Source organism: Calothrix sp. FACHB-168, from assembly GCF_963889195.1.
GTDB lineage: Bacteria > Cyanobacteriota > Cyanobacteriia > Cyanobacteriales > Nostocaceae > Aulosira > Aulosira anomala_A.
In genome coordinates this window covers 31,169-52,140 of sequence record NZ_CAWPNJ010000046.1, presented here as the reverse complement: position 1 = coordinate 52,140, position 20,972 = coordinate 31,169, and the positions used below count along the sequence as shown (strand labels likewise).

Genomic DNA, 20,972 nt, shown 5'->3' with positions numbered 1-20,972 from the left:
TTTCTATGACGCTCCCAATTCGTAACGTCGCCATTATTGCCCACGTAGACCACGGCAAAACCACCCTGGTTGATGCACTCCTCAAACAATCCGGCATCTTCCGAGAAGGTGAAGACGTTCCGGATTGCGTCATGGATTCCAACGCCTTGGAACGGGAACGGGGAATTACCATTCTCTCGAAAAATACAGCAGTTCGTTACAAAGAAACCCTAATCAATATTGTTGATACCCCAGGTCACGCTGACTTCGGTGGTGAAGTCGAACGTGTACTTGGCATGGTTGATGGTTGTATCCTGATTGTCGATGCCAATGAAGGCCCGATGCCGCAAACACGCTTTGTGTTGAAGAAGGCTTTAGAAAAAGGACTGCGCCCCATTGTTGTTGTCAATAAGATTGACCGTCCCCAAGCTGACCCCTACGGCGCAATTGATAAAGTATTAGATCTGTTCCTAGAATTAGGCGCAGATGAAGATCAGTGCGATTTCCCCTATTTATTCGCTTCTGGTTTGGCTGGTTATGCCAAAGACGATTTGGATGCGGAACCAGTGGATATGCAACCACTCTTTGAAGCTATCCTCCGCCATGTACCACCCCCAGTAGGTGATGTTAACAAGCCTCTGCAATTGCAAGTTACAACTCTAGATTATTCTGAATATCTAGGACGGATTGTCATTGGCAGAATTCACAACGGTGTGATCCGCGCCGGACAGCAAGCAGCTTTAGTAACAGAAAGCGGCGCAATTGTCAAGGCTAAAATCACCAAGTTGATGGGCTTTGAAGGGCTGAAGCGGGTGGATATGGAAGAAGCATCCGCCGGTTATATTGTGGCTGTGGCTGGTTTTGCTGACGCCAATATTGGGGAAACAATTACAGATCCTAACGAACCCCAAGCTTTACCACTAATTAAGGTAGATGAACCTACCTTACAGATGACCTTCTGGGTGAATGATTCACCATTTGCAGGTCAAGAAGGTAAATTGGTAACATCGCGCCAAGTACGCGATCGCTTGCTGCGAGAATTAGAAACTAACGTAGCTTTGCGTGTTGAAGAAACCGATTCTCCTGATAAATTCCTCGTGTCTGGTCGTGGAGAACTTCACCTGGGTATTTTAATTGAAACTATGCGCCGAGAAGGCTATGAGTTTCAAGTATCTCAGCCACAGGTAATTTACCGGGAAGTCAACGGACAGCCTTGTGAACCCTATGAACTTTTGGTTCTCGATGTCCCCGCAGATGCAGTTGGTAGCTGTATCGAACGCTTGGGACAACGCAAGGGTGAAATGCAAGATATGCAACCCGGTAGTAACGAACGCACCCAGCTAGAGTTTGTTATCCCCGCCCGTGGTTTGATTGGTTTCCGTGGCGAATTCATGCGGATGACCCGTGGCGAAGGTATCATGAACCACAGCTTCTTGGATTATCGTCAGCTTTCTGGCGATATTGAAGCCCGTAACAAAGGCGTTCTCATCTCCTTTGAAGAAGGTGTATCTACCTTCTATGCGATGAGAAACGCTGAAGATAGAGGCGTATTCTTCATTACTCCTGGCACTAAAGTTTACAAAGGTATGATTGTGGGAGAACACAATCGTCCTCAAGACTTAGAACTGAATATCTGCAAAACTAAGCAGCTTACCAACCACCGCGCTGCTGGTGGTGATGAATTAGTGCAGTTACAAGCACCAGTAGATATGAGTTTGGAACGTGCTTTAGAGTATATCGGCCCGGATGAATTGGTAGAAGTTACACCTCAATCGATTCGCTTGCGGAAGATGTCGAAGAAGTTAGTAAAACGTTAAGTTAAGTTAAGGACATCCAATTTTTTAAATACCCAATAAATTTGTAGTGCGAGCGTCTCGCTCGCTGGTGTTCAAAAGCGAGCAAGATGCTCGCACTACGGAATTTGGGTAATTTATTTTTTGTAAGTCCCTTACTTGATTAATTGACAAAGCCCGCAGCTTGCGGGCTTTTTATTTTGTTCGTGAAATATTGTTGTTCAAGTAGAATCAGCATAAATAACGCCACATAACTGTAAAGCTGCAAGGAGCAAAAAAGATGTTATTGGAGTTAAAGCGTATACATATACCACCAGGACAAAGAGTATTATTGCAAGATGTCACTTGGCAAGAATTAGAAACAATTATTGAAGAGTTGGGTGAACATCGTGCAGCGCGAATTGCTTATGATAAGGGAATATTAGAAATTATGGCACCATTGCCAGAACATGAAGATGATAAAGAAATTATCAGTGATTTAGTCAAAGCACTGTTGGAAGAATTAGATACTGAATTTAGATGTCTTGGCTCTACCACATTCAAAAATCAATTTATGGCTCAGGGTATAGAACCTGACCAGTGTTTTTATATAACAAATGAAGCTTTAATTCGTGGTAAAAAGCGTATAGATTTAACAGTCGATCCACCACCAGATTTAGCCTTAGAAATTGATATTACTTCTCGTACCCATCCTGATATTTATCAAGCTTTAAAAGTGCCTGAGTTGTGGCGTTTTGAAAAAGGTGTTTTAAAAATTAATCTGTTGCAAGATGGAAGTTATGTAGAGTCGCAGTCAAGTTTAAATTTTCCCAATTTACCTTTGATTGAAGTGATTCCTCAATATCTAGAAAGAAGTAAAACAGCAGGTAGAAATGCAACATTTAAAGCTTTTCGGAGTTGGGTAAAACAGCATTTATCCAAATAAGTAAAAAAGTTATGAAAAACATTGGCTTGAAGTCAGGACATATTATAGTTACAGTAAGCACGACTCTTGAGGAGTTCTTAAAACTTCCATACATTGAAGAGTCGCCAGCTTGGGAATATATTAACGGAGAAGCGATTCAAAAACCTATGGGCGGTGCTAAACATAGTTTATTGCAAAAACGTTTAGTTTCTGTAATTGATAGTTTAGACAGTAACTATGAAGCTTTTCCAGAATTGCGTTGTACCTTTGGTAATCGTTCAGTAGTTCCTGATGTGGTTGTAATTTCTAGCAATCACCTACCACTAGATGAAAATGGTGAAATTATCAGCAGTGGGATTGATTTTGCACCTGCTTGGGTAATAGAAATTCTTTCGCCTGCTCAAAGTCAAACTAAAGTCACTGGCAATATTTTACATTGTTTGCGTAATGGCAGTCAGCTAGGATGGTTGATTGACCCAAGCGAGCGCTGTATTTTAGTTTATCAGCCTAATTCTTTGCCGGATTTGTTAACAGGTAAAGATATATTACCAGTATTAACGAATTTGAATTTGAAACTATCTGTTGATGATGTTTTTGCTTGGTTACAGCGCAAGATTTGACATGATTAACTACAGTAAGAAATTGGTAAGGGCACAACATATTGTGCCCCTACAAGCTAAGATTATTTTTACTTACTGTGAACTGTAGCTATATGTTGTGTACACATCTCGACGGGTGCTATGAGATGGATCTAACCCTTCATTGCGGGAACGACGACGCAAATCGCCAACATCTTGGGTAATGCTAAAAGCATCCTCAATACTAATTTGACCAGTTAGCATTAATTCACAAAGGGCGTCATTCATGACTTTCATCCCTTCTTTGCTGCTAGCTTCCATCAAATCATAGGCTTCTGCTTCTTCACCTTTGAGTAGGTAATCTTGCATTGTGGGTGTATTGAGCAAAATTTCCATTGCTGCTGTGCGTCCACCATCGGTTGTGGCGAGCAAATTTTGATTAATCACAGCGACTAAGGAATCGACTATTTGCACCCGCATGATTGGTTGTTCGTCAGGCTTATAGAGGTTGAGTAAGCGGTTAATTGAGCGAATGCTGTCTTGCGAGTGGAGTGTACCCAAAACTAGGTGACCGGTTTGTGCAGCTTTGAGGGCAGTATCAACCGTTACGCGATCGCGCATTTCTCCGATTAAAATTACATCAGGATCTTCCCGCAACACCGATCGTAAAGCTTCATGAAATTCATGGGTATGCAAACCTACTTCCCGTTGGCTAATTAAGCAATTTTGGGATGTATGCACATATTCAATTGGGTCTTCAATGGTAACAATATGCTTTTGGGCGGTTTCGTTTAAATAGCGAATCATTGCCGCTATTGTGGTCGATTTTCCTGAACCTGTGGGGCCTGTAACTAATACTAATCCTTGTTTTTTATTAATAATATTTTTGAGAATTGGCGGCAAACCTAAGTTATCAATACTAGGCACATGCAAGGTAATTAACCGTAGTACCATAGCACCGCCGGTTAACGTTTCAAAACAGTTAACACGACAGCGAATAAATCCCGGATAAACTATGGCTGTATCCAGTTCTTTAGTTTTGGCAAACTGTTGTTTTCCTAAAGGAGTGAGAATTTCGTCTAAATATGCAGCAAAAATTTGTGGTGTGACTAATTCTCCTAATTCATAGACCTCCATTTGTCCGCGAATCCGAAATCGCGGTAATTCTCCGACGCGGATATGGATGTCTGAGGCTTGCTGAATATAGGCGTCGCGAACCATTTGCTGAATCGAGACTACCTTTTTTTGCTGTTTATGGGGAACAGGCGGAGGTGGAGGCGGTGGTAGTTGCAGTGCTTTGTCCATATAATTTTGCCATAGCAAGGATTAGCTAATAAGCAACGGTTAAACTTAGCTGGGAAGATAAACTTTTGATTTTAGATTGCTGATGTTGAGATTTTTTAGCTACTGTTTCACGCTTTATATATGAGAAAAATCTAAGATATAAAATTGTTGGCGACAACAAAATATCTAGTTAATCTCAAATGAATAGATTAACTGATTTAGTTTAAGTCAACCGTAGACTTACTTAGATTATCTAATCTACTACTTATAGAGATAATATTTTTATTTTTATAGTCATCTTCATCAATTCTTTAGGTAACTACGGAAGTTTTATAAATTTTCAACATGGGTAAGCTAAAAAGGGAATTATGAAAATTACTACACCCATGATTAATTGGTTACAAACCCGCGCTTGTGCGCCTGCATATAGTGGTTGGGTATTAGCAGGAATTGCATTGTGTTTTTTTGGTGCTGCTGTTAACACAATGGCTGGTTGGTTGTATGTGATTAGCGGAATTAGTTTTGCGTTGTTGATTGTGGCTGCTATTTTACCGCCGCGATCGCTTGTGGGGTTAACTGTCAAACGCCGTCCTATCCGACCAATATCAGCAGGTGATGAATTAACTGTAGAAATCGAAATTTATAATCAGACGCAGCAATCAGTAAATTTACTGAAGGTTGAGGATATTCTGCCCTTTGTTTTAGGTAAACCAGTTACCAAGGCGATAGAAACCATTCCTCCCCAAAGTCATTATCGTTGGGTGTATTACCAACCTACCCAGCGTCGGGGTGTCTATCGCTGGCAAAAACTAGAATTAGTTACGGGTGCGCCTCTAGGATTGTTTTGGTGTCGCCGTCAGCGTGAATGTCCAGCCACAGCGATTGTGTATCCTAGTGTCTTACCTCTGTCATACTGCCCCTTGGTTGATGAAATGGGGCAAGAAGAAAGCTATACTAGCCATCTACGGGGTAAACCATTGCAAACAGAAACTAGTGGACTAGTGCGATCGCTACGTCCTTACCGCATAGGCGATCCTATTCGTCTGATTCACTGGCGTACTAGCGCCCGCTACGGGGAATTACGGGTACGAGAATTAGAAATTGTGACTAGTGGACAGGAAATTATTATTGCTTTGGATAGTGCATCTCAATGGGAAACAGAAAACTTTGAACAAGCGGTAATTGCTGCTGCTTCATTATATTTTTATGCGCAAAGGCAAAACATGCAGGTAAGTCTATGGACAGCATTTACAGGTTTAATCAAAGGCGATCGCACAATTCAAGAAGCCTTAGCCGCTACTAACGCCCAAGAAGATAGCCAAACACCTTTACCTGAAGGCTACCCGGTAATTTGGCTGACAGAAAATCCTGATAGTATTTCTGCTTTAAGTTCGGGAAGTCGCTGGGTTTTGTGGCAAAATACTTCTTTACCAGCAACGCCAGTAGGAGTTAATCAAAATTCTTCTGGCATCATGGTGCAAAGCGACCAAGCACTACAACCCCAATTACAAAAACCATTGGTTTGATGTAGGATTTGGAGTTTAATTTGTGCAATATTTCAATATGTTGCTAAAAATTAATTCTTGTTGATAACTGCAATTTTTTTCTTCCCAGCAATCCAGAAATATCAGTCTTTAAGCAAACCTGAGACAAATTTAATTTCTCAGCTTGGGGAAATACCCCAGTAATAGCCCTCTAAGGCTGATGTACAATGCAAAGAAATGTTTAAATTATGAGCAGCCGATTCCATGATCTCACCAGAAGTTAACACAAAATCCAGCGATAAAAGCCTAGAGGCAATGCGGCATTTTTCCGAACAATACGCCAAGCGTACTGGAACATACTTCTGTTCTGAACCTTCTGTAACAGCAGTAGTGATCGAAGGGCTAGCCAAACATAAAGATGAACTTGGATCACCCTTATGTCCCTGTCGTCACTACGAAGATAAAGAAGCTGAGGTCAATGCTGCGTATTGGAACTGTCCTTGCGTGCCGATGCGAGAACGTAAAGAATGTCATTGTATGCTGTTTCTAACTTCAGATAACGAGTTTGCAGGCAATCAACAGGAAATTACCTTAGAAACAATCAAAGAAGTGCGAGAAAGTATGGCATGAATGAGACCATGCCCTTAGAGTTTTGGCTAGGTGTAGAACAGTTCAATTCTGCGCAGTTCTATGCCTGTCACGACACGTTAGAAGCTTTATGGATCGAAGCCAGCGAACCAGACAAAAGCTTCTATCAAGGGATTTTACAAATTGCTGTAGCGCTTTATCATTTGAGTAATCAAAACTGGCGAGGTGCTGTAATTTTATTGGGAGAAGGCAGTAATCGTCTGCGCCGCTATCCAGGGAATTATGCAGGCATTGATTTAGAAGCGCTATTGAGCCAGACTGGAGATTTATTACAAGCATTACAACAGACAGGCCCGGGTAAAACTGGTACTGATGACTCTGGCGAAGCTGATACCTTACCCTTACCCAGAATTGAACGACTTAACGAGTAGCGATCAACCTTAGGGGTGCAGGCGCAATATGATATCAACTCTCAAAATAATCCCCCGAATGCATTCGGGGGATTAAGTTTCATGATCAAAAAGTAGTCAGTAGCCAAACTACTGACTATTACAGCGAATTACAAGTTGGTGAGGTACAGATAATCGTTAATTGTAGGGGCATTGGCATTGCCATGCCCCGAAGCGCGTACCTCATTTACCTGAAATATGGTGTAATTATTGACAGTTTGCTTTAGCGATTTGCTGTCATCTTTTGCGCCATTTCTAAGTGTTGTCTGACAATCGGTGCAACTCCACTAGCAAACATTCTCAAATCAGCATCTAATCCTGTTTGCAAATAATTTTGATATTGAGCCAGTGTTTTTTGATGTGCTTGAGTCTGTGCTTGCATGTAAGTTTGGTCAAAATTCCTCCCAGATAAACCTTGCAGCTTGGTTAATAAGGCTTGGTTTTGGGAATCAAGTTCTGTTGGCAGTGTGACACCTTTAGCTTGTGCGATCGCAGTTAATTTTTGACTGGATGCTGTATGCTGTTTAATCATTTGCTGGGCAAAGTTACGCACAGCTCTATTTTGTGACTTTTGTAGTGCCAGCTGACTTGTTTGAATCTCAGTTAAGTCACTTTGGGCAGCTTGGTTCATAAATTCTATATCCGATGTAGTAACTGGAGTCTGAGAATTTGTAGGCTGCGGACTAGCTGTGGGACTTGTAGCAGGCGTGCCATTTTGAGTCAAAATATTGCGATTTGAATTGTTTTGAGACTGAGAATTGCAGTCAGCTTGGGCAATGACTGGCAGACTCATGAAGGCGCTAGCGCTAGCTATGCCGATCAAGCTGGTAATCACCTTTTTCAGACTTTTAGTTTGATATAGCATATTCATTGATTGATATTGATTGGTTTGAATCTGGTAACAATCTTGGCGATCCCCACTCAAACCTGCCTGAGGTCACTTTGTAAAAAAAATTTTGGTAATATTTGTGGCAGGCTCGATTTTATATTGATTTCTGATGACAAAGGTAGCTATTGAAGCGAGTGCAAAACTTCTACCACAGGAATAAGCTTGAATTCTCTCTGTAGAGGGACTGTAAAGTTATAAAGAATATTTCTGGAAAACTTGACTTGACTTGACCAGACAGCTAATTATGGAAAAATAGCCTTGACCCATGCTTTCGGCAAAGGGTAGCCTGGTGTACAAAGAATATTAATATACTGAAAATTAATCAAGTATTTTTGTGCTGACTGATTAAATATTACCTATGCTAAAAACAAAATCATTTCAGACTGAACCAGTAGTTATTGCGGCGGTGGCTGAGTATTTCAAGGTGCTATCAGAAGTAAGTCGGCTACAGATACTGATCTGTCTTAAGTCAGGCCCGATGAATGTTATGGAAATTGCCGATGCAACTGGTTTAGGGCAAGCAAATCTATCTAAGCATCTAAAAGTATTAACTCAGGCTGGGGTGTTATCTCGTCAGCCTAAAGGGACTAGTGCATTTTACGAGATTGCCGATCCGATGATTTTTGAACTGTGTGAGATAGCTTGTAATCGAATTAGCGATCGCATTTTGCAACAGGCGGAAAGTCTCAAAGCTATACGTAGCAATACAGCAGTATTTTAAAAAAAAGCACCCTCTCAATAGGGTGCCAATAGCTATGAAACAGAGGAGAGATCGAGAAATTATCACCTAGCTGGCGATGGTTGGTGCTGTGAGGGCGATTGGTTGAGCCTCACCACAGGCTAAGTCTAAGGGGAAGTTGTGGGCGTTGCGTTCATGCATCACCTCAATCCCTAAGTTGGCGCGATTGAGTAAGTCAGCCCAGGTGGGAATTGTCCGTCCTTCGCTATCCAACACCGAGTTATTAAAATTAAAGCCATTCAAGTTAAATGACATAGTGCTTACACCCAAGGCTGCAAACCAAATCCCCACTACAGGCCAAGCAGCCAGGAAGAAATGCAACGCCCGCGAGTTATTAAAGCTGGCATATTGGAAGATTAACCGTCCAAAATAACCATGTGCGGCGATGATGTTATAGGTTTCTTCTTCTTGGCCAAACTGGTAGCCAGTATTTGCAGATTCAATTTCTGTGGTTTCCCGCACCAAGGTAGAAGTAACTAGAGAGCCGTGCATTGCCGAAAATAAAGCACCGCCAAATACCCCTGCAACCCCTAGCATGTGGAACGGATGCATGAGAATGTTATGTTCCGGCGAAAACACAATCATAAAGTTGAATGTGCCGGAAATACCCAGCATCATGCCATCAGAAAAGCTTCCTTGCCCAATGGGATAAATCAACAATACTGCTGTTGCTGCTGCCGCAGGTGCAGAAAATGCCACAGGAATCCAAGGACGCATACCTAAGCGGTAACTTAATTCCCATTGACGACCCATATAAGCATATACGGCAATGAGAAAGTGGAAAATAATCATTTCGTAAGGGCCGCCATTATAAAGCCATTCATCTAAAGAAGCGGCTTCCCAAATCGGGTAGAAGTGCAAGCCAATGGCTGCTGAAGTCGGAACTACAGTTGCACTAATAATGTTATTGCCATAGAGTAGTGAACCGGTCACAGGTTCGCGAATTCCATCTACATCTACAGGCGGCGCAGCAACGAAAGCCAAAACGAAAACAATCGCCGCAGTTAAAGCTGTAGGAATCAAGATGACTCCAAACCAGCCTAGGTATAGCCGATTTTCTGTACTAGTTACCCAGTTACAAAAACGATCCCATAAACCAGCGCTTCTGCGCTTTTCTAGAATTGTTGTCATTGTTAAATAAGTGCGAATGTATGGTTAGATATCGCGTAGCCAGTTACCTTAGCTACATTTTCATTATATAACTATAAAGTTATTAAATAGTCAAGCGATAAGAAAGTAATCTGATAGCCTTGGGATTGTCAACAGCCCAAGAGCCTATAGGCACAGTCGGTGCTAGCCTAGCTGTAGAGAGTAATGTGTTTGATTACAGGTGCGATCGCTATTTTCCCTGTTTTAAAAATCAGGCATCAAGAAAGTATTTTCATCACAAAATGACTAAACTTAAAACTTAATGGAGGTTAGCGGACTCGAACCGCTGACATCCTGCTTGCAAAGCAGGCGCTCTACCAACTGAGCTAAACCCCCGTAAAATTAAAGAAGTAGGTAATTAAGCTACCTCTACTATATTACCTGAATATGGTGACTTTACAACCAGAATGAAGCAAGAAAATCTCTTAGTTGTGGCAACACTTTATAAATTCGTCAGTTTGCCAGATTTTGCCGAAATGCGAGACCCTTGGTTGTCTTATTGCCAACAGCAAGGTATTAAGGGCACAATTTTGTTAGCACAAGAAGGCATGAACGGCACAATTGTTGGTTCTCGTCAGGCGATTGACGCAGTTTTGGAATTTCTGCATTCTGATCCTCGTTTGGCAGACTTAGAACACAAAGAATCTTACACAGAAACTCCGCCATTTGAGCGGATGAAAGTACGGTTAAAGTCAGAAATTGTCACTTTAGGATTGCCGGAAGTTGACCCCAATGAACAAGTGGGTAATTATGTCAGTCCTCAAGAATGGAATGAGTTAATTTCTGACCCCGAAGTAATTGTGATTGACACCCGCAATGATTACGAGGTGAATATTGGCACTTTTAAGAAGGCACAAAATCCGCAAACTCACTCATTTCGCGAGTTTCCCGATTATGTCCGCCATAACCTTGACCCCAGTAAACATAAAAAGATAGCCATGTTTTGCACTGGTGGTATTCGCTGCGAAAAAGCCTCATCTTATATGCTATCTCAAGGCTTTGCCGAAGTGTATCACCTTAAAGGCGGCATTCTCAAATATTTAGAAGAAGTTCCTGCCCAAGAAAGCTTGTGGGAAGGAGAATGTTTTGTCTTTGATGAACGAGTAGCTGTGCGTCACGGTTTAGAAAGCGGCAGCTATGAGATGTGCCAAAGTTGTGGTCGCCCAATTTCCGCAGCAGATAAGACTTCACCTCAGTATGAAGCAGGTATTTCTTGCCCCTACTGTTTTGACAGCCTTACGGAAGATAAAAGAGTACGTCAGCAGGAAAAAAGGCGACAGTTTCTCCTTAAAAGTAACCGCAAAAATAAATAATTACAAGGGATTGGGCATGGGGCAATTCAATTTTGGATTTTGGATTTGCAATTTTGGATTGGGTTTGAATCTAAAATCTAAAATCTAAAATCTAAAATTCCTTGTCCTAGTTATTATGCAGCTTGGGGATTGAGGTTAATCATCTGCCAGGTGGTATAAGTACCGATGGGACTCCAAATTAGGTAGGGAAGTAATAATAAAGCTGCCCAACCGGAAGTAGTTAGAACTGCCAGGGTTAATAGTAAACCGATAATGAAACCTGTACCGCCAAGAATTGTACCGATTTTTAGGCTACGCAGGCGGAACATTACAGGTGTATAGGCAATAGTCACAATTTCTAGAAGTAAGTATAGAGCCATCATTACCCAAGTTGCGTCACTTCCTGGGTTTTTTTCCCAAATAATATAAGCTGACCAAGCACCACATATAAAAATTATAGTCCAGATAATCGGAATTGCGGCTTCAAAAGTTAACCAGTTAGGTCTTTGCAATCGCTGAAACCATTTGCGATCGCTTGGCGTAATCAAATTAGCTGCTAAGGCAACTACGAAAGCTACGCCGCCTATTACCATCCAAGATCTAATCATGCTGCTTTATCCTTTGCGATCGCTAGCAACTATCGAAATTTCATACATTCAAGTCCAATATTGGCAATTTAGCCCTTTTATCTCATCATCCTTGAGTTTGATTACTCGCCATCAGTCAGAGATATTTCCCCAGTCTGCAAATGCTTACTTCTAGCTGGGCATTGGGCATTGGGCATTGGGCATTGGGCAAAAGTCAAATAGAATTCTTAATTTTGAATTGTGAATTTTGAATTGTTTGTCCTCCTTCTCTTTCATACATAGCGATGAAAATTTTTTCATCCAGATTAGCTCTGTTTCTTTGTTACATAGCTATTGATGGGGAATGGTTGTAAGGTTTTGGAGTCAACCGTAATTCCCGCTTGGAAATTGTCACAAAAACCACATTTATTGTCAACTGCTTCGCCAAAGGATAATTGGGTAATTCCAGATAGTTGCGATTGTATTTCTCTGGATGTGGTAGTGATTCTGTCTGGGGATGGGGGTATGAGGGTAGCTGAAAGACATATTCTTAACGATTAGGGGAGCAGCTAATCAGATGGAAAGCAATATGCAAACTCAATCAGAAACAAGCGCGATCGCGCCAGAAATTCAAAGCATCGCTAATACTATTCGCTTCACAGGCTGGATTGCCTTTTGGATACAGTTGGGATTGGCTGTGGTTTCTGGCTTAACTTTATTATTTGCTGCTACTGGGCGAGATTTTGCCGAACAAAAAATTGCAGGTCTTGGGGTTGGGGTGTTTTGGGCTGGATGTGGAATTCTTGTATTATTATTTAGCGTTTATTGGGATTTTCGTTATACTCGCATCGGTAAACGTTTAGGAAATGTTAATCCAGCACTTCATCCTAGTAAAGCAGATACAGTAAAAGCAATTCGCTGGGGAATTATGGCTGCTTTAATTGGCATACTTTTAAATCTCTTAGGCGCTGGTTCTACGATAGGTGTTTTAGTAGCAAAATCTATCTCTCAGCCTCCCGGAGTAGCTTTTACTGACCCTTATAAAATTATTCGTGCCCTTGATGTATTTGTAGCAGTAGCAAACATCAATGGAATTGCGGCTCATTTTGTCGGTACAGTTTCTTCACTGTGGCTGCTAGAGCGCGTCAATCAACATTAGAAATTCATAACATGAGAAATATTCCTTCAGGAACTTGTAGTTACAAAAGGTCATCCTAAAGATTAAAGTTCCTGAGAGTATCAACACTCATGCCAGCGCCTCAGCCTCAGTATAAATTACCTATATTTATCTGCTTATTTTTATTAGGAGTTACACTTACTCAAGTTTTTAGACCGGGAGTTTTTAACTTTAATAATGAAGGTAATAATTCTCAAGTAGTTGCTCAAAGTTCACCTAAGCCAACACCTCAAATAATTGTGCAAGCTGGTGAAGTCCGTCCTTTACCTGGAAAGCTGGATAATATCCCCGTATTTAATAGCAATAGCCCAGAATGGGTGAAACAAGAGGGTATTTTACTGTCTACATTTCCCCCAAATGGTAAAAAAGTCCCAGGCGCTCATCTGAATTTTCCGTTTCAGGGACGCTTTGATTTATTTGCCCATCACTATACTCACACTCCTAAAGATTTACAGACTCTCTACCTGGGTGTGATGTTGTACAACCCTGGTAAAAAACCTGTAACAGTGGATGTTTTGCAAGCAGCGAGTTATTTATTAAAGGATGCGCCTTTTGCTACTTTAGCGCCCTACATCGAAAATAATGATGGTAAAGCTTTTTCCGGGCCTGGTGCGCGTGCGGTGAGTGATGTGTTGCGGGGAGTACGCCAAGCAGAGTTTCCGGCTAAGTTGATTATTCCACCAGGACAAAGCCGATTATTGCTGAATCATGGCATTGAGGTAAGAAATTTGGCAAAGCCTGTCAATGGTCGGTCTACTTTTATGCGGTTACGTAGTAGTGGAAAAGTTTATGCTGCTAGTTTGGCAATGTATGCCAAGAAAAATCCTGATGGCAGCGATCGCTCTCCCACATTAACAGAATGGCAAGCTTTACTCAATAATGGCAACTTTGCCGGCCCCAGAGATAAAACCCCTACTCCTCCCAATGCTACAGGCGGTGTGCTAATTTATGGGCGTGTAGCAGGCGTCTCTAGCGGTTCCCAATGGCAAGCTGTACTGACAGATAATACTAAAGCGCAAACTCTGACTATTCCCCAACGTGGTGAGGCAATTTCTTATGCTATTGGTAGCTTACGCGGTGGTCAATTAGGTAGCGGACAAATTCAAACTGCAAAAATGTTAGTACGCTATCCAGATACAGCTTATGAAGCTCATGGTAATTATGGAGTGGAATACAATCTCACCTTACCCTTAAGTAATAACACTAAAGAAAATCAGAAAGTTAGTGTCACATTAGAAACACCATTAAAAGAAGATAAATTATCCCAAGGTGGTCTGCGTTTTCGTCAACCATCCTTAGATTTTCCCTTTTTTCGGGGTACGGTGCGATTGCGCTATTTAGACGAGCAAGGACAACAAAAAACGCGCTACGTACATTTATGGCACAGAACAGGCCAGGTTTTAGAGCCTTTACTCCAGCTAAACCTAGCGCCTGGAAGTCAACGTAGAGTGCAGGTAGATTTAATTTATCCACCAGATTCAACACCACCACAGGTTTTAACTGTGAGAACTGTAATATAAGCTATTGTGTTTTTAAGTTGCACAATCTATGGTGAGGGCTGTTGACAGTTGACTGTTGACTGTTGACCGTCTCAGCTAATCAAATTCACAAGGGAATTGGGCGTTTAATCTACTTACTTATCCACCATCTCTAATGGAAAATTTATATGGCTCCATTACCCGACTACCGACCTAAACAGCTATCTGTAGGCCCTTTAGAAGCAGAAATTTTACAAATCATCTGGGAATTGGGTTCAGCGACAGTTAAGGATGTACACGATCGCATTTTGTCCGATCCCAACCGAGAATTAGCTTACACCTCTGTCACTACTGTAATGCGCCGCCTCACCGATAAAGGTTGGCTAGTCTGCGATAAAAAAGGTAAAGCATTTTATTGGCGTCCCTTAGTGACGAAACAGCAAGCAGAAGTAATTAGAGCGCACGAGCAATTGCAGCGATTTTTAGCGGTAGGTAATCCCGATGTCGTGGCTGCTTTTGCTGATAGTCTGGATGAAACAGCTAGTGAACAAATAGAAGCGATCGCAAAACGCATTCAAGCCGCAAGGCAGGCTAGGGAGGGGAAATGATACATCTAATCATGATTTTGACTGCTGTGGCAGTGGCTTGGGGGTTAAGATCCTCTTGGAATGGTTCTCAAGGTAATTGGAATCTGCGCTGGCGGCGATCGCTATTTTTATTTCTCTTCCCCCCCTTGCTACTATTAATGACAGCGATCGCTGTCCTCTGTATGGGGCCTCAAGGTAAAATGGCAGGGATGTATACAGGTTGGGGTAGTTATCTCCTAGCTCTGTGTTATATCGGAATTTTTAGCATTTTATGTATCAAAATTACCATTCAAGGCTGGCAGTCTGTCCAATCTGCGCGGAACTGTCCCTTAGTAAATTTTGGTCACAGACAAATCCGCCTCTTAAACACAGAAGCACTCTTCGCCGGTCAAATTGGTTTTTGGCACCCCGAACTCGTAGTTAGTCAAGGATTGCTGCAAACACTTTCCCCAGAACATTTAGAAAGTGTTTTGGCGCACGAACAAGGTCATTATCATTACCGAGATACATTTTGGTTTTTCTGGCTAGGTTGGGTGCGTACTTGTACCGCCTGGTTACCCAACACAGACTCCTTGTGGGAAGAATTGCTAGTATTGCGCGAACTCCGCGCCGATGGATACGCAGCCAGCAAAGTAGACCCCTTAGTGTTAGCAGAATCGCTGCTCATGGTAGTTAGCAATACACCAGTATTATCAGAGATTTGTTGTGCTGCTTTAGGTTCGCCCACAGGCGATCGCTTAGAACAAAGAATTGAAGCGCTCTTAGCACCACCAGAACCCATCCCCGCAGTTAAATTGCATTCCTGGCATGGCTTTCTCCTAGCATTTTTACCCTTATTAACTGTAATATTTCATACTTAAATTCAATCGCGGCGGACTGGTAATAAATGTTCTAGTACAGGTCGGCGGAAATGAACATACCATTGTAGTGCGAGCATCTTGCTCGCTGACAAACGCGAGCAAGATGCTCGCACTACTCTAGATTATCAAAATGAATTTATAAAATGGTATGGTTATTTACGCCATGCAGCACTAGTTCCGCCGATAACCCAATGCCCCATGCCCCATGCCCCATGCCCAATGCCCCATAATAAAATAAAGTATCCAAATCAGCCAAAGGAAAACTAAAAAACGCTGTGCAGATCACATTTTTAGGGACAAGTTCCGGGGTACCCACAAGAGCGCGTAATGTTTCCAGTGTTGCCTTAAGATTACCCCAAAGGGCAGAACTGTGGTTATTCGATTGTGGCGAAGGTACTCAGCATCAACTGTTGCGGAGTGAACTCAGAATCAGCCAACTATCCCGAATTTTTATTACCCACATGCATGGCGACCACATTTTTGGCTTGATGGGATTGCTAGCTAGTTGTGGCTTGGCGGGAAATGTCGAAAAAATAGATATTTACGGGCCGCCAGGATTAAATGAATATATCCAATCGGCTTTACGTTACTCCCATACGCACTTTTCTTACCCGGTAAAAATTCACGCTGTCCGTCCGGGGGTAATTTATGAAGATGATGAATTTACGGTTACCTGTGGGCCTTTACATCATCGGATTACAGCTTTTGGCTACCGAGTAGCGGAAAAAGACCGGGCCGGACGCTTTGATATAGAAAAAGCTAAGGAATTGCAGATTCCCCCAGGTCGGATTTACGGTCAACTCAAGCGGGGTGAAACTGTTACGCTGACAGATGGCCGAGTAATTGATGGTAAAGAATTATGCGGGCCTACAGAGATTGGCCGTAAGATTGCCTATTGTACGGATACGGTATTTTGCGAAGGTGCAGTGGAATTAGCACAGGATGCAGATGTGTTAATTCACGAAGCGACTTTTGCCCATCAAGATGCAGAGATGGCATTTCAGAGGCTACATTCCACTAGTACAATGGCAGCACAAACAGCTTTAGCGGCTCAAGCACATCGCTTAATCATGACTCATTTCAGCCCGCGTTATGCTCCAGGCAACAATATAGAATTGAAGGATTTGCTACAAGAAGCTAGAGCAATTTTTCCCAATACTAATATGGCTCATGATTTCATGGTTTATGATGTACCCCGGCGGCGTGAGGCAGATTAACAATTCAAAATTCAAAATTCAAAATTCAAAACTTCAGACATTTTCAATCGGAAATTTCAACCGCCACTGAAAATTTACTCATTGTCAATAAAGGGGTTTTAAACCCTTGAATGTACAATATAGCTGTAGCCAGATAGATTAGGACATCAACCGAAGATAAAATCCTGACAATAAAACGCTTTTAAGTCTGTCAACAGTCAACTGTCAACAGATATAAATGCTAATTTAAATAACTTGTTAAATATAAATTTAACATCACTAATTCTGCTTCCTCTTCCGGCATTTCTAGATATTTTAAACCAATATATCTGCCATCATTACCAGATGGGAATAAATCATATCCGCCATCAAAAAAGGGCAACTTTTGATAAAAATTTTCGGCTTCTTGAACAGTATTTAAGGCAATTCTTCCTTGAAAGCCTAAGTTAAAACTATGTAACATCGCAAATGTTAAAAGAACTGTACCCACTCCTTTATAATTCCTTCTACCGAGAATCGCTGCACGGTTCCAAGGCGCTACAGTTAATAAGTGGACATAAATTAAATTTTTATCTACATCCAACCGAGAATGACATTTATTAGTTTGGAGAATAATTATACCTTGCGCGATCGCATCGTATTCCAGAACATAAACTTCATAAATGTCTGGGTTATTTAAATATTTGTGTATATCTAAATCTCGATCCCAACAATTGTGATTTCTCAGTTGAGGTAGCCACAGTAATTCAATGTCTTGAATATGTTTGGCAGATATAGGTACAATCTTGGCGGGCACATATTCATTATGAACATTATGGAAAATTTTGACAGACTCTTCTACTGCTGATGCTACTGATAACATAAGCCTATTTAAAGTTAAATGCAAATATTTTTAATGCTTTGAAAACAGCAAATATATTTGCAACTAAATTTGCGCTTTCAAATAGTTTCTATAAGTATTATTATATGGATTTACTTAGGCAGTAATATTTCGTTTCAGTGAAGTTTTGATTAGTAATTGACAAATTTGCGGATAAAAAACACACTTTTTCAATCCATTGCCACATTCATTGTCAAAAATATTACTGTTTTAAGTAAAAATACTGTTAAAGGAATAGTTATGTACCCGTTTAGGGACTTCCGGCTAAAAAAATATACTATCGCTTTTTTGGTAAAGGGGAAGGGAGCAAGGGGAGAAAGAAAATATTCTCTCTCGTAAATTGGATAATTGATTTTCTGGAAGTACCTGAAAGAAAAAATAAAACAGACTCATCTATAAGAACATTCGGTGTAATTGCGGTTCTCTATTTTCTAAATTACGTGAAAAGCTGGGAGCGATCGCATAAATATTTTTCCAGGCTTGCAACTATTAAAAGGCTGACTCATCAATGTCTTCATCCGCAAAAACACCGTCAGGATACTCATTCCGTCAAGGTTCTGTTGCAGAATTACAAGCGCACCACTCTAAATACTCTGGTTGGGTAATTATTTTAATATCTATCTTGGCAATAGTTGTCAGTATCAGAACAGTTTTAGAAGCATTTGTCAAGCGATTAGAAATAAATCATAAAGCATATTTATTTGAATATGGCAAACCACCAAATCACTTTTTCGATTGGCAAATAATTTCTTCAGCCATCAAACTAAGTGATTTTCTTGTGTTTTTATCAATGGGTAGTGCAGTTGCCTTTGGCATTGCTATATATAAACTTTCAGAATATTTAATGGCACGTAGTTATACCAAAGATAAAGTATGGTTTGTTGAGTATGAAAAGCAAATTGTTGGTTGGGCATTCATTGTAGTTAAAACTAACTATAATATCCTGTCTAACATTTATATTGAGCCGAAACATCGCAGCCAAGGTGTTGGTTCACAATTACTCTGGCATTGTCTAGAAAATCTCAGTTTACCTGTATATCTAATTTATATTCCTTATCTCAAATCATTTTATGAAAAATTTGGGTTCGTCTCTCTCCCCAATGATGAGAAGCCTAGAGAATTAAAGTTTTCTCCACTCCCTGCAATGGTGTTATTGCAACCACCAATTCCCATCAGCGAACAACAATCTACAAGTTTTCCTTTACCGCCAGGTATTTCTATTCGTCCTTTCCAAAATTTTCAAGAACAATGGCAAATTTATCAAACATTTTGGCAGAGACAAAGATTTAGAAAGTCTCTAATTTATATTGCCACAATAATTACTGCACTAGCTGGCGGCAGTTTTGTAGTAATTAGTTTAACTGTAATTATCATCAAAGAATTACTAGGATTAACATGGCTCGCTGAATTTGATTATTCTGTATTAGATTTGCCAGTTTCGGGAATTGCGATCGCTATTTGGTTAATTTCTCTATTCTTCATCTTGAATCGGTTTGTTTTTAGATGGCAAGAGTTACTAATTGAGAAAGATAAACGCCCAATAGGTTACATTCACTTTGGTAAATATAATAACTATTCGATGTTATTTAACTTACATATTGAGGCACAATATCAACCTCAAGAAATGACGAAGTTGATATTAGCTCGAATTCAGCCGCAAATCACCTTACCTCTTTACTGTCTTGGTTGGCGGAGAGATAAACAGTTTTATAATGGTTTGGGTTTTATTTCCGCTCATCGTCAAGAACTCCCATTAGAATTTAGAATCATTCAATTGAGCGAGCAAGTATATTTCAAACTGACATCCCAAGGGGCGACAAATATATCTAATCAGTTAGCGAAAACTATCGCCGCTATTAGCGCCCAGCAAACGGTACAGCCAGCAAATATACCAGTAAAAAAGTCACGCGATCGCAAGTGGTTTTTGATTGGCGATGCAGTCATCTTCTTGGTAATTTACATGCTGACACCACTTTGGCAAATACCGCAAATTTACGCTAACTCACAGCCGCAAACTCCCAAACAAGATATCTCCACTAATCAACCAGCCATCCCAGCTTGGAAAATACCAGAACATATTGGAGTTTTAGCGATCGCGCCGGATAACCAAACACTCGTCAGTGGAAATTGGGACAACAAAATTCAAGTTTGGGATATTAACAAAAAGAGTCTGCAACAAACCTTAAGCGTATTTTCTGGCAAAATTCAATCTATCGCCGTCAGCCCAGATAATCAAAGTTTAGTAGTGGGTACATCTACAGGTATAATTCAAAAATGGGATTACAAAAGCGGCACTTTAGATAAAACATTTTACCCCGCACATTTAGGAGAAGTTAAAGCTTTAAACATCAGCGCCGATGCTCAAATCTTAGTTACTGGAAGTCCCAACGATCCAACTGTAAAAGTTTGGAATTTAGCAGATGGTAACTTACTACAAAAAGTTAATTCTCGCGGTTATGTGTTTGCTTTAGCCATTAGCAAAGATAATCAGAATTTATATATCGCTAGCCTGGGCGGAGTTAAGATTTGGGATTTACGTCAACAAAAATTCGTCCAAAGCTGGGCGGCACATTCGCGCGAAGTTGAAGTAATCGCCCTCAGCCCTGATGGTAAATTTATTGTCACTGGCGGTAGCGATCGGCAAGACTTAAGTACAATTTGGATGGTGAAAGTTTGGGATGCGCAAACTTTAAAACTATTAAAAACATTACCGGGTTATTCTACTTTCTTAACATCTTTAACCGTTACGCCTGATAGTCAAACAATCATTTTTAACGATTGTTGTTCTACAAATATATGGAATTGGCAAAATAACAAATATATTTCCTCGGTTGATGGACTAAAACATAATGCTGTCCTGATTCCCGACAGTTTAAATCTGATTGGCGCAGCATCCGATCGCCAAACCATCACCATCAAAGATTTAAATAGTATCTTGCAACTGAAGACAAATAAATAATTCTCAGGGGTAATATATCCCCGACTTCTTAAACCTTGTTAAAGAAAATGATACTGCCACGATCGCGATCGCCTCTTGCAAAAGTCCTAAATCTAAATTTAAGTGAAAACGGTGCGTTACGCTGCGCGGTAACACACCCTA

Annotated in this window: 22 protein-coding genes and 1 tRNA gene; 17 read left to right on the top strand and 6 right to left on the bottom strand. The window is 40.9% G+C overall.

The annotated features are described in order from the left end of the window. The first annotated feature begins 5 nt into the window (after positions 1 to 5). The 3 genes from typA (at position 6) to AACW45_RS26135 (ending at position 3,296) form a co-directional block, all read left to right on the top strand. Positions 6 to 1,796: a translational GTPase TypA gene (gene typA, locus AACW45_RS26145; RefSeq protein WP_096642436.1), complete on the top strand. Its 1,791-nt coding sequence runs from the start codon at positions 6 to 8 to the stop codon at positions 1,794 to 1,796. A gap of 256 nt (positions 1,797 to 2,052) precedes the next feature. Beyond that, complete coding sequence (locus AACW45_RS26140; protein WP_190635786.1) at positions 2,053 to 2,697, top strand: Uma2 family endonuclease; 645 nt, start codon at positions 2,053 to 2,055, stop codon at positions 2,695 to 2,697. A gap of 11 nt (positions 2,698 to 2,708) precedes the next feature. Next, positions 2,709 to 3,296 carry a Uma2 family endonuclease gene (locus AACW45_RS26135; RefSeq protein WP_190635784.1) on the top strand — a complete coding sequence of 196 codons (588 nt, stop codon included), beginning with the start codon at positions 2,709 to 2,711 and terminating at the stop codon, positions 3,294 to 3,296. A 72-nt stretch (positions 3,297 to 3,368) separates the two neighbouring features. Here AACW45_RS26135 and AACW45_RS26130 read toward each other — a convergent pair whose 3' ends face one another. Beyond that, positions 3,369 to 4,559: a type IV pilus twitching motility protein PilT gene (locus tag AACW45_RS26130; protein WP_190635783.1), complete on the bottom strand. Its 1,191-nt coding sequence runs from the start codon at positions 4,557 to 4,559 to the stop codon at positions 3,369 to 3,371. Positions 4,560 to 4,906: 347 nt separating this feature from the next. Here AACW45_RS26130 and AACW45_RS26125 point away from each other — a divergent pair, with 347 nt between their 5' ends. The 3 genes from AACW45_RS26125 (at position 4,907) to AACW45_RS26115 (ending at position 7,041) form a co-directional block, all read left to right on the top strand. Continuing rightward, a complete protein-coding gene (locus tag AACW45_RS26125) occupies positions 4,907 to 6,064 on the top strand; it encodes a DUF58 domain-containing protein (protein ID WP_190635781.1) in 1,158 nt (385 codons plus the stop codon). A gap of 222 nt (positions 6,065 to 6,286) precedes the next feature. Further along, on the top strand, positions 6,287 to 6,652 hold the full coding sequence (locus AACW45_RS26120) for a ferredoxin thioredoxin reductase catalytic beta subunit (protein ID WP_096642430.1): 366 nt from the start codon (positions 6,287 to 6,289) through the stop codon (positions 6,650 to 6,652). Next, entirely contained in the window at positions 6,649 to 7,041 is a 393-nt protein-coding gene (locus AACW45_RS26115) for a DUF309 domain-containing protein (protein WP_190635779.1), read from the top strand. Before AACW45_RS26120 ends, AACW45_RS26115 begins: the two co-directional genes overlap by 4 nt. A 241-nt stretch (positions 7,042 to 7,282) precedes the next feature. On the opposite strand, the gene AACW45_RS26110 is transcribed toward AACW45_RS26115, so the two are convergent. Then, entirely contained in the window at positions 7,283 to 7,930 is a 648-nt protein-coding gene (locus AACW45_RS26110; RefSeq protein ID WP_242045763.1) for a DUF4142 domain-containing protein, read from the bottom strand. A 376-nt stretch (positions 7,931 to 8,306) separates the two neighbouring features. Here AACW45_RS26110 and AACW45_RS26105 point away from each other — a divergent pair, with 376 nt between their 5' ends. Then, on the top strand, positions 8,307 to 8,669 hold the full coding sequence (locus AACW45_RS26105) for an ArsR/SmtB family transcription factor (protein ID WP_190544520.1): 363 nt from the start codon (positions 8,307 to 8,309) through the stop codon (positions 8,667 to 8,669). Positions 8,670 to 8,735: 66 nt separating this feature from the next. On the opposite strand, the gene psbA is transcribed toward AACW45_RS26105, so the two are convergent. Beyond that, the gene (gene psbA / locus AACW45_RS26100; protein WP_190635777.1) at positions 8,736 to 9,818 is read right to left on the bottom strand and encodes a photosystem II q(b) protein; all 1,083 of its coding nucleotides are present in this window, start codon (positions 9,816 to 9,818) and stop codon (positions 8,736 to 8,738) included. 281 nt (positions 9,819 to 10,099) lie between these two features. After that, positions 10,100 to 10,172, bottom strand: a tRNA-Ala gene (locus AACW45_RS26095). Positions 10,173 to 10,243: 71 nt separating this feature from the next. Here AACW45_RS26095 and trhO point away from each other — a divergent pair. Beyond that, positions 10,244 to 11,149 carry an oxygen-dependent tRNA uridine(34) hydroxylase TrhO gene (gene trhO, locus AACW45_RS26090; protein ID WP_190635776.1) on the top strand — a complete coding sequence of 302 codons (906 nt, stop codon included), beginning with the start codon at positions 10,244 to 10,246 and terminating at the stop codon, positions 11,147 to 11,149. 113 nt (positions 11,150 to 11,262) lie between these two features. On the opposite strand, the gene AACW45_RS26085 is transcribed toward trhO, so the two are convergent. Continuing rightward, positions 11,263 to 11,736 (bottom strand): TspO/MBR family protein, encoded by a 474-nt coding sequence (locus tag AACW45_RS26085; protein ID WP_190635774.1) that lies wholly within the window; start codon positions 11,734 to 11,736, stop codon positions 11,263 to 11,265. Here AACW45_RS26085 and AACW45_RS26080 point away from each other — a divergent pair. The 8 genes from AACW45_RS26080 to AACW45_RS26045 all read left to right on the top strand — a co-directional run bounded on the left by AACW45_RS26080 (position 11,735) and on the right by AACW45_RS26045 (position 17,013). Continuing rightward, positions 11,735 to 11,890, top strand: a complete 156-nt coding sequence (locus AACW45_RS26080; protein ID WP_190635773.1) for a hypothetical protein — start codon at positions 11,735 to 11,737, stop codon at positions 11,888 to 11,890. The genes AACW45_RS26085 and AACW45_RS26080 overlap by 2 nt on opposite strands. 161 nt (positions 11,891 to 12,051) lie before the next feature. Beyond that, on the top strand, positions 12,052 to 12,255 hold the full coding sequence (locus tag AACW45_RS26075; RefSeq protein WP_190635771.1) for a hypothetical protein: 204 nt from the start codon (positions 12,052 to 12,054) through the stop codon (positions 12,253 to 12,255). A 16-nt stretch (positions 12,256 to 12,271) separates the two neighbouring features. Beyond that, positions 12,272 to 12,853 (top strand): DUF3611 family protein, encoded by a 582-nt coding sequence (locus AACW45_RS26070; RefSeq protein WP_373462099.1) that lies wholly within the window; start codon positions 12,272 to 12,274, stop codon positions 12,851 to 12,853. Between the two features lie 89 nt (positions 12,854 to 12,942). Further along, a complete protein-coding gene (locus tag AACW45_RS26065) occupies positions 12,943 to 14,391 on the top strand; it encodes a DUF3370 domain-containing protein (RefSeq protein ID WP_190635769.1) in 1,449 nt (482 codons plus the stop codon). Between the two features lie 146 nt (positions 14,392 to 14,537). After that, complete coding sequence (locus AACW45_RS26060; RefSeq protein WP_096642420.1) at positions 14,538 to 14,957, top strand: BlaI/MecI/CopY family transcriptional regulator; 420 nt, start codon at positions 14,538 to 14,540, stop codon at positions 14,955 to 14,957. After that, positions 14,957 to 15,796 (top strand): M48 family metalloprotease, encoded by an 840-nt coding sequence (locus AACW45_RS26055; RefSeq protein WP_190635816.1) that lies wholly within the window; start codon positions 14,957 to 14,959, stop codon positions 15,794 to 15,796. The genes AACW45_RS26060 and AACW45_RS26055 overlap by 1 nt, the downstream gene beginning before the upstream one ends. Before the next feature lie 78 nt (positions 15,797 to 15,874). Next, positions 15,875 to 16,063 (top strand): hypothetical protein, encoded by a 189-nt coding sequence (locus tag AACW45_RS26050; protein ID WP_190635768.1) that lies wholly within the window; start codon positions 15,875 to 15,877, stop codon positions 16,061 to 16,063. Between the two features lie 8 nt (positions 16,064 to 16,071). After that, a complete protein-coding gene (locus tag AACW45_RS26045) occupies positions 16,072 to 17,013 on the top strand; it encodes a ribonuclease Z (RefSeq protein ID WP_190635766.1) in 942 nt (313 codons plus the stop codon). Positions 17,014 to 17,233: 220 nt separating this feature from the next. Here the strand turns inward: AACW45_RS26045 and AACW45_RS26040 are convergent, their stop codons facing one another. Continuing rightward, positions 17,234 to 17,854 carry a GNAT family N-acetyltransferase gene (locus AACW45_RS26040; RefSeq protein WP_190635764.1) on the bottom strand — a complete coding sequence of 207 codons (621 nt, stop codon included), beginning with the start codon at positions 17,852 to 17,854 and terminating at the stop codon, positions 17,234 to 17,236. A 526-nt stretch (positions 17,855 to 18,380) separates the two neighbouring features. Here AACW45_RS26040 and AACW45_RS26035 point away from each other — a divergent pair. Further along, positions 18,381 to 20,831 (top strand): GNAT family N-acetyltransferase, encoded by a 2,451-nt coding sequence (locus AACW45_RS26035; protein ID WP_190635763.1) that lies wholly within the window; start codon positions 18,381 to 18,383, stop codon positions 20,829 to 20,831. The last annotated feature ends 141 nt before the right edge of the window (positions 20,832 to 20,972 follow it).

Excerpts from the sequence above, each read along its gene's own strand:
- AACW45_RS26075 (WP_190635771.1), top strand. The coding sequence starts at position 12,052 with ATGGGGAATGGTTGTAAGGTTTTGGAGTCAACCGTAATTCCCGCTTGG.
- AACW45_RS26125 (WP_190635781.1), top strand. The coding sequence starts at position 4,907 with ATGAAAATTACTACACCCATGATTAATTGGTTACAAACCCGCGCTTGT.
- AACW45_RS26110 (WP_242045763.1), bottom strand. The coding sequence starts at position 7,930 with ATGAATATGCTATATCAAACTAAAAGTCTGAAAAAGGTGATTACCAGC.
- typA (WP_096642436.1), top strand. The coding sequence starts at position 6 with ATGACGCTCCCAATTCGTAACGTCGCCATTATTGCCCACGTAGACCAC.
- AACW45_RS26120 (WP_096642430.1), top strand. The coding sequence starts at position 6,287 with ATGATCTCACCAGAAGTTAACACAAAATCCAGCGATAAAAGCCTAGAG.
- AACW45_RS26105 (WP_190544520.1), top strand. The coding sequence starts at position 8,307 with ATGCTAAAAACAAAATCATTTCAGACTGAACCAGTAGTTATTGCGGCG.
- AACW45_RS26080 (WP_190635773.1), top strand. The coding sequence starts at position 11,735 with ATGCTGCTTTATCCTTTGCGATCGCTAGCAACTATCGAAATTTCATAC.
- AACW45_RS26035 (WP_190635763.1), top strand. The coding sequence starts at position 18,381 with ATGTCTTCATCCGCAAAAACACCGTCAGGATACTCATTCCGTCAAGGT.
- AACW45_RS26140 (WP_190635786.1), top strand. The coding sequence starts at position 2,053 with ATGTTATTGGAGTTAAAGCGTATACATATACCACCAGGACAAAGAGTA.
- AACW45_RS26085 (WP_190635774.1), bottom strand. The coding sequence starts at position 11,736 with ATGATTAGATCTTGGATGGTAATAGGCGGCGTAGCTTTCGTAGTTGCC.
- AACW45_RS26040 (WP_190635764.1), bottom strand. The coding sequence starts at position 17,854 with ATGTTATCAGTAGCATCAGCAGTAGAAGAGTCTGTCAAAATTTTCCAT.
- AACW45_RS26065 (WP_190635769.1), top strand. The coding sequence starts at position 12,943 with ATGCCAGCGCCTCAGCCTCAGTATAAATTACCTATATTTATCTGCTTA.
- AACW45_RS26070 (WP_373462099.1), top strand. The coding sequence starts at position 12,272 with ATGGAAAGCAATATGCAAACTCAATCAGAAACAAGCGCGATCGCGCCA.
- AACW45_RS26115 (WP_190635779.1), top strand. The coding sequence starts at position 6,649 with ATGAATGAGACCATGCCCTTAGAGTTTTGGCTAGGTGTAGAACAGTTC.
- AACW45_RS26130 (WP_190635783.1), bottom strand. The coding sequence starts at position 4,559 with ATGGACAAAGCACTGCAACTACCACCGCCTCCACCTCCGCCTGTTCCC.
- AACW45_RS26135 (WP_190635784.1), top strand. The coding sequence starts at position 2,709 with ATGAAAAACATTGGCTTGAAGTCAGGACATATTATAGTTACAGTAAGC.
- trhO (WP_190635776.1), top strand. The coding sequence starts at position 10,244 with ATGAAGCAAGAAAATCTCTTAGTTGTGGCAACACTTTATAAATTCGTC.
- AACW45_RS26060 (WP_096642420.1), top strand. The coding sequence starts at position 14,538 with ATGGCTCCATTACCCGACTACCGACCTAAACAGCTATCTGTAGGCCCT.
- psbA (WP_190635777.1), bottom strand. The coding sequence starts at position 9,818 with ATGACAACAATTCTAGAAAAGCGCAGAAGCGCTGGTTTATGGGATCGT.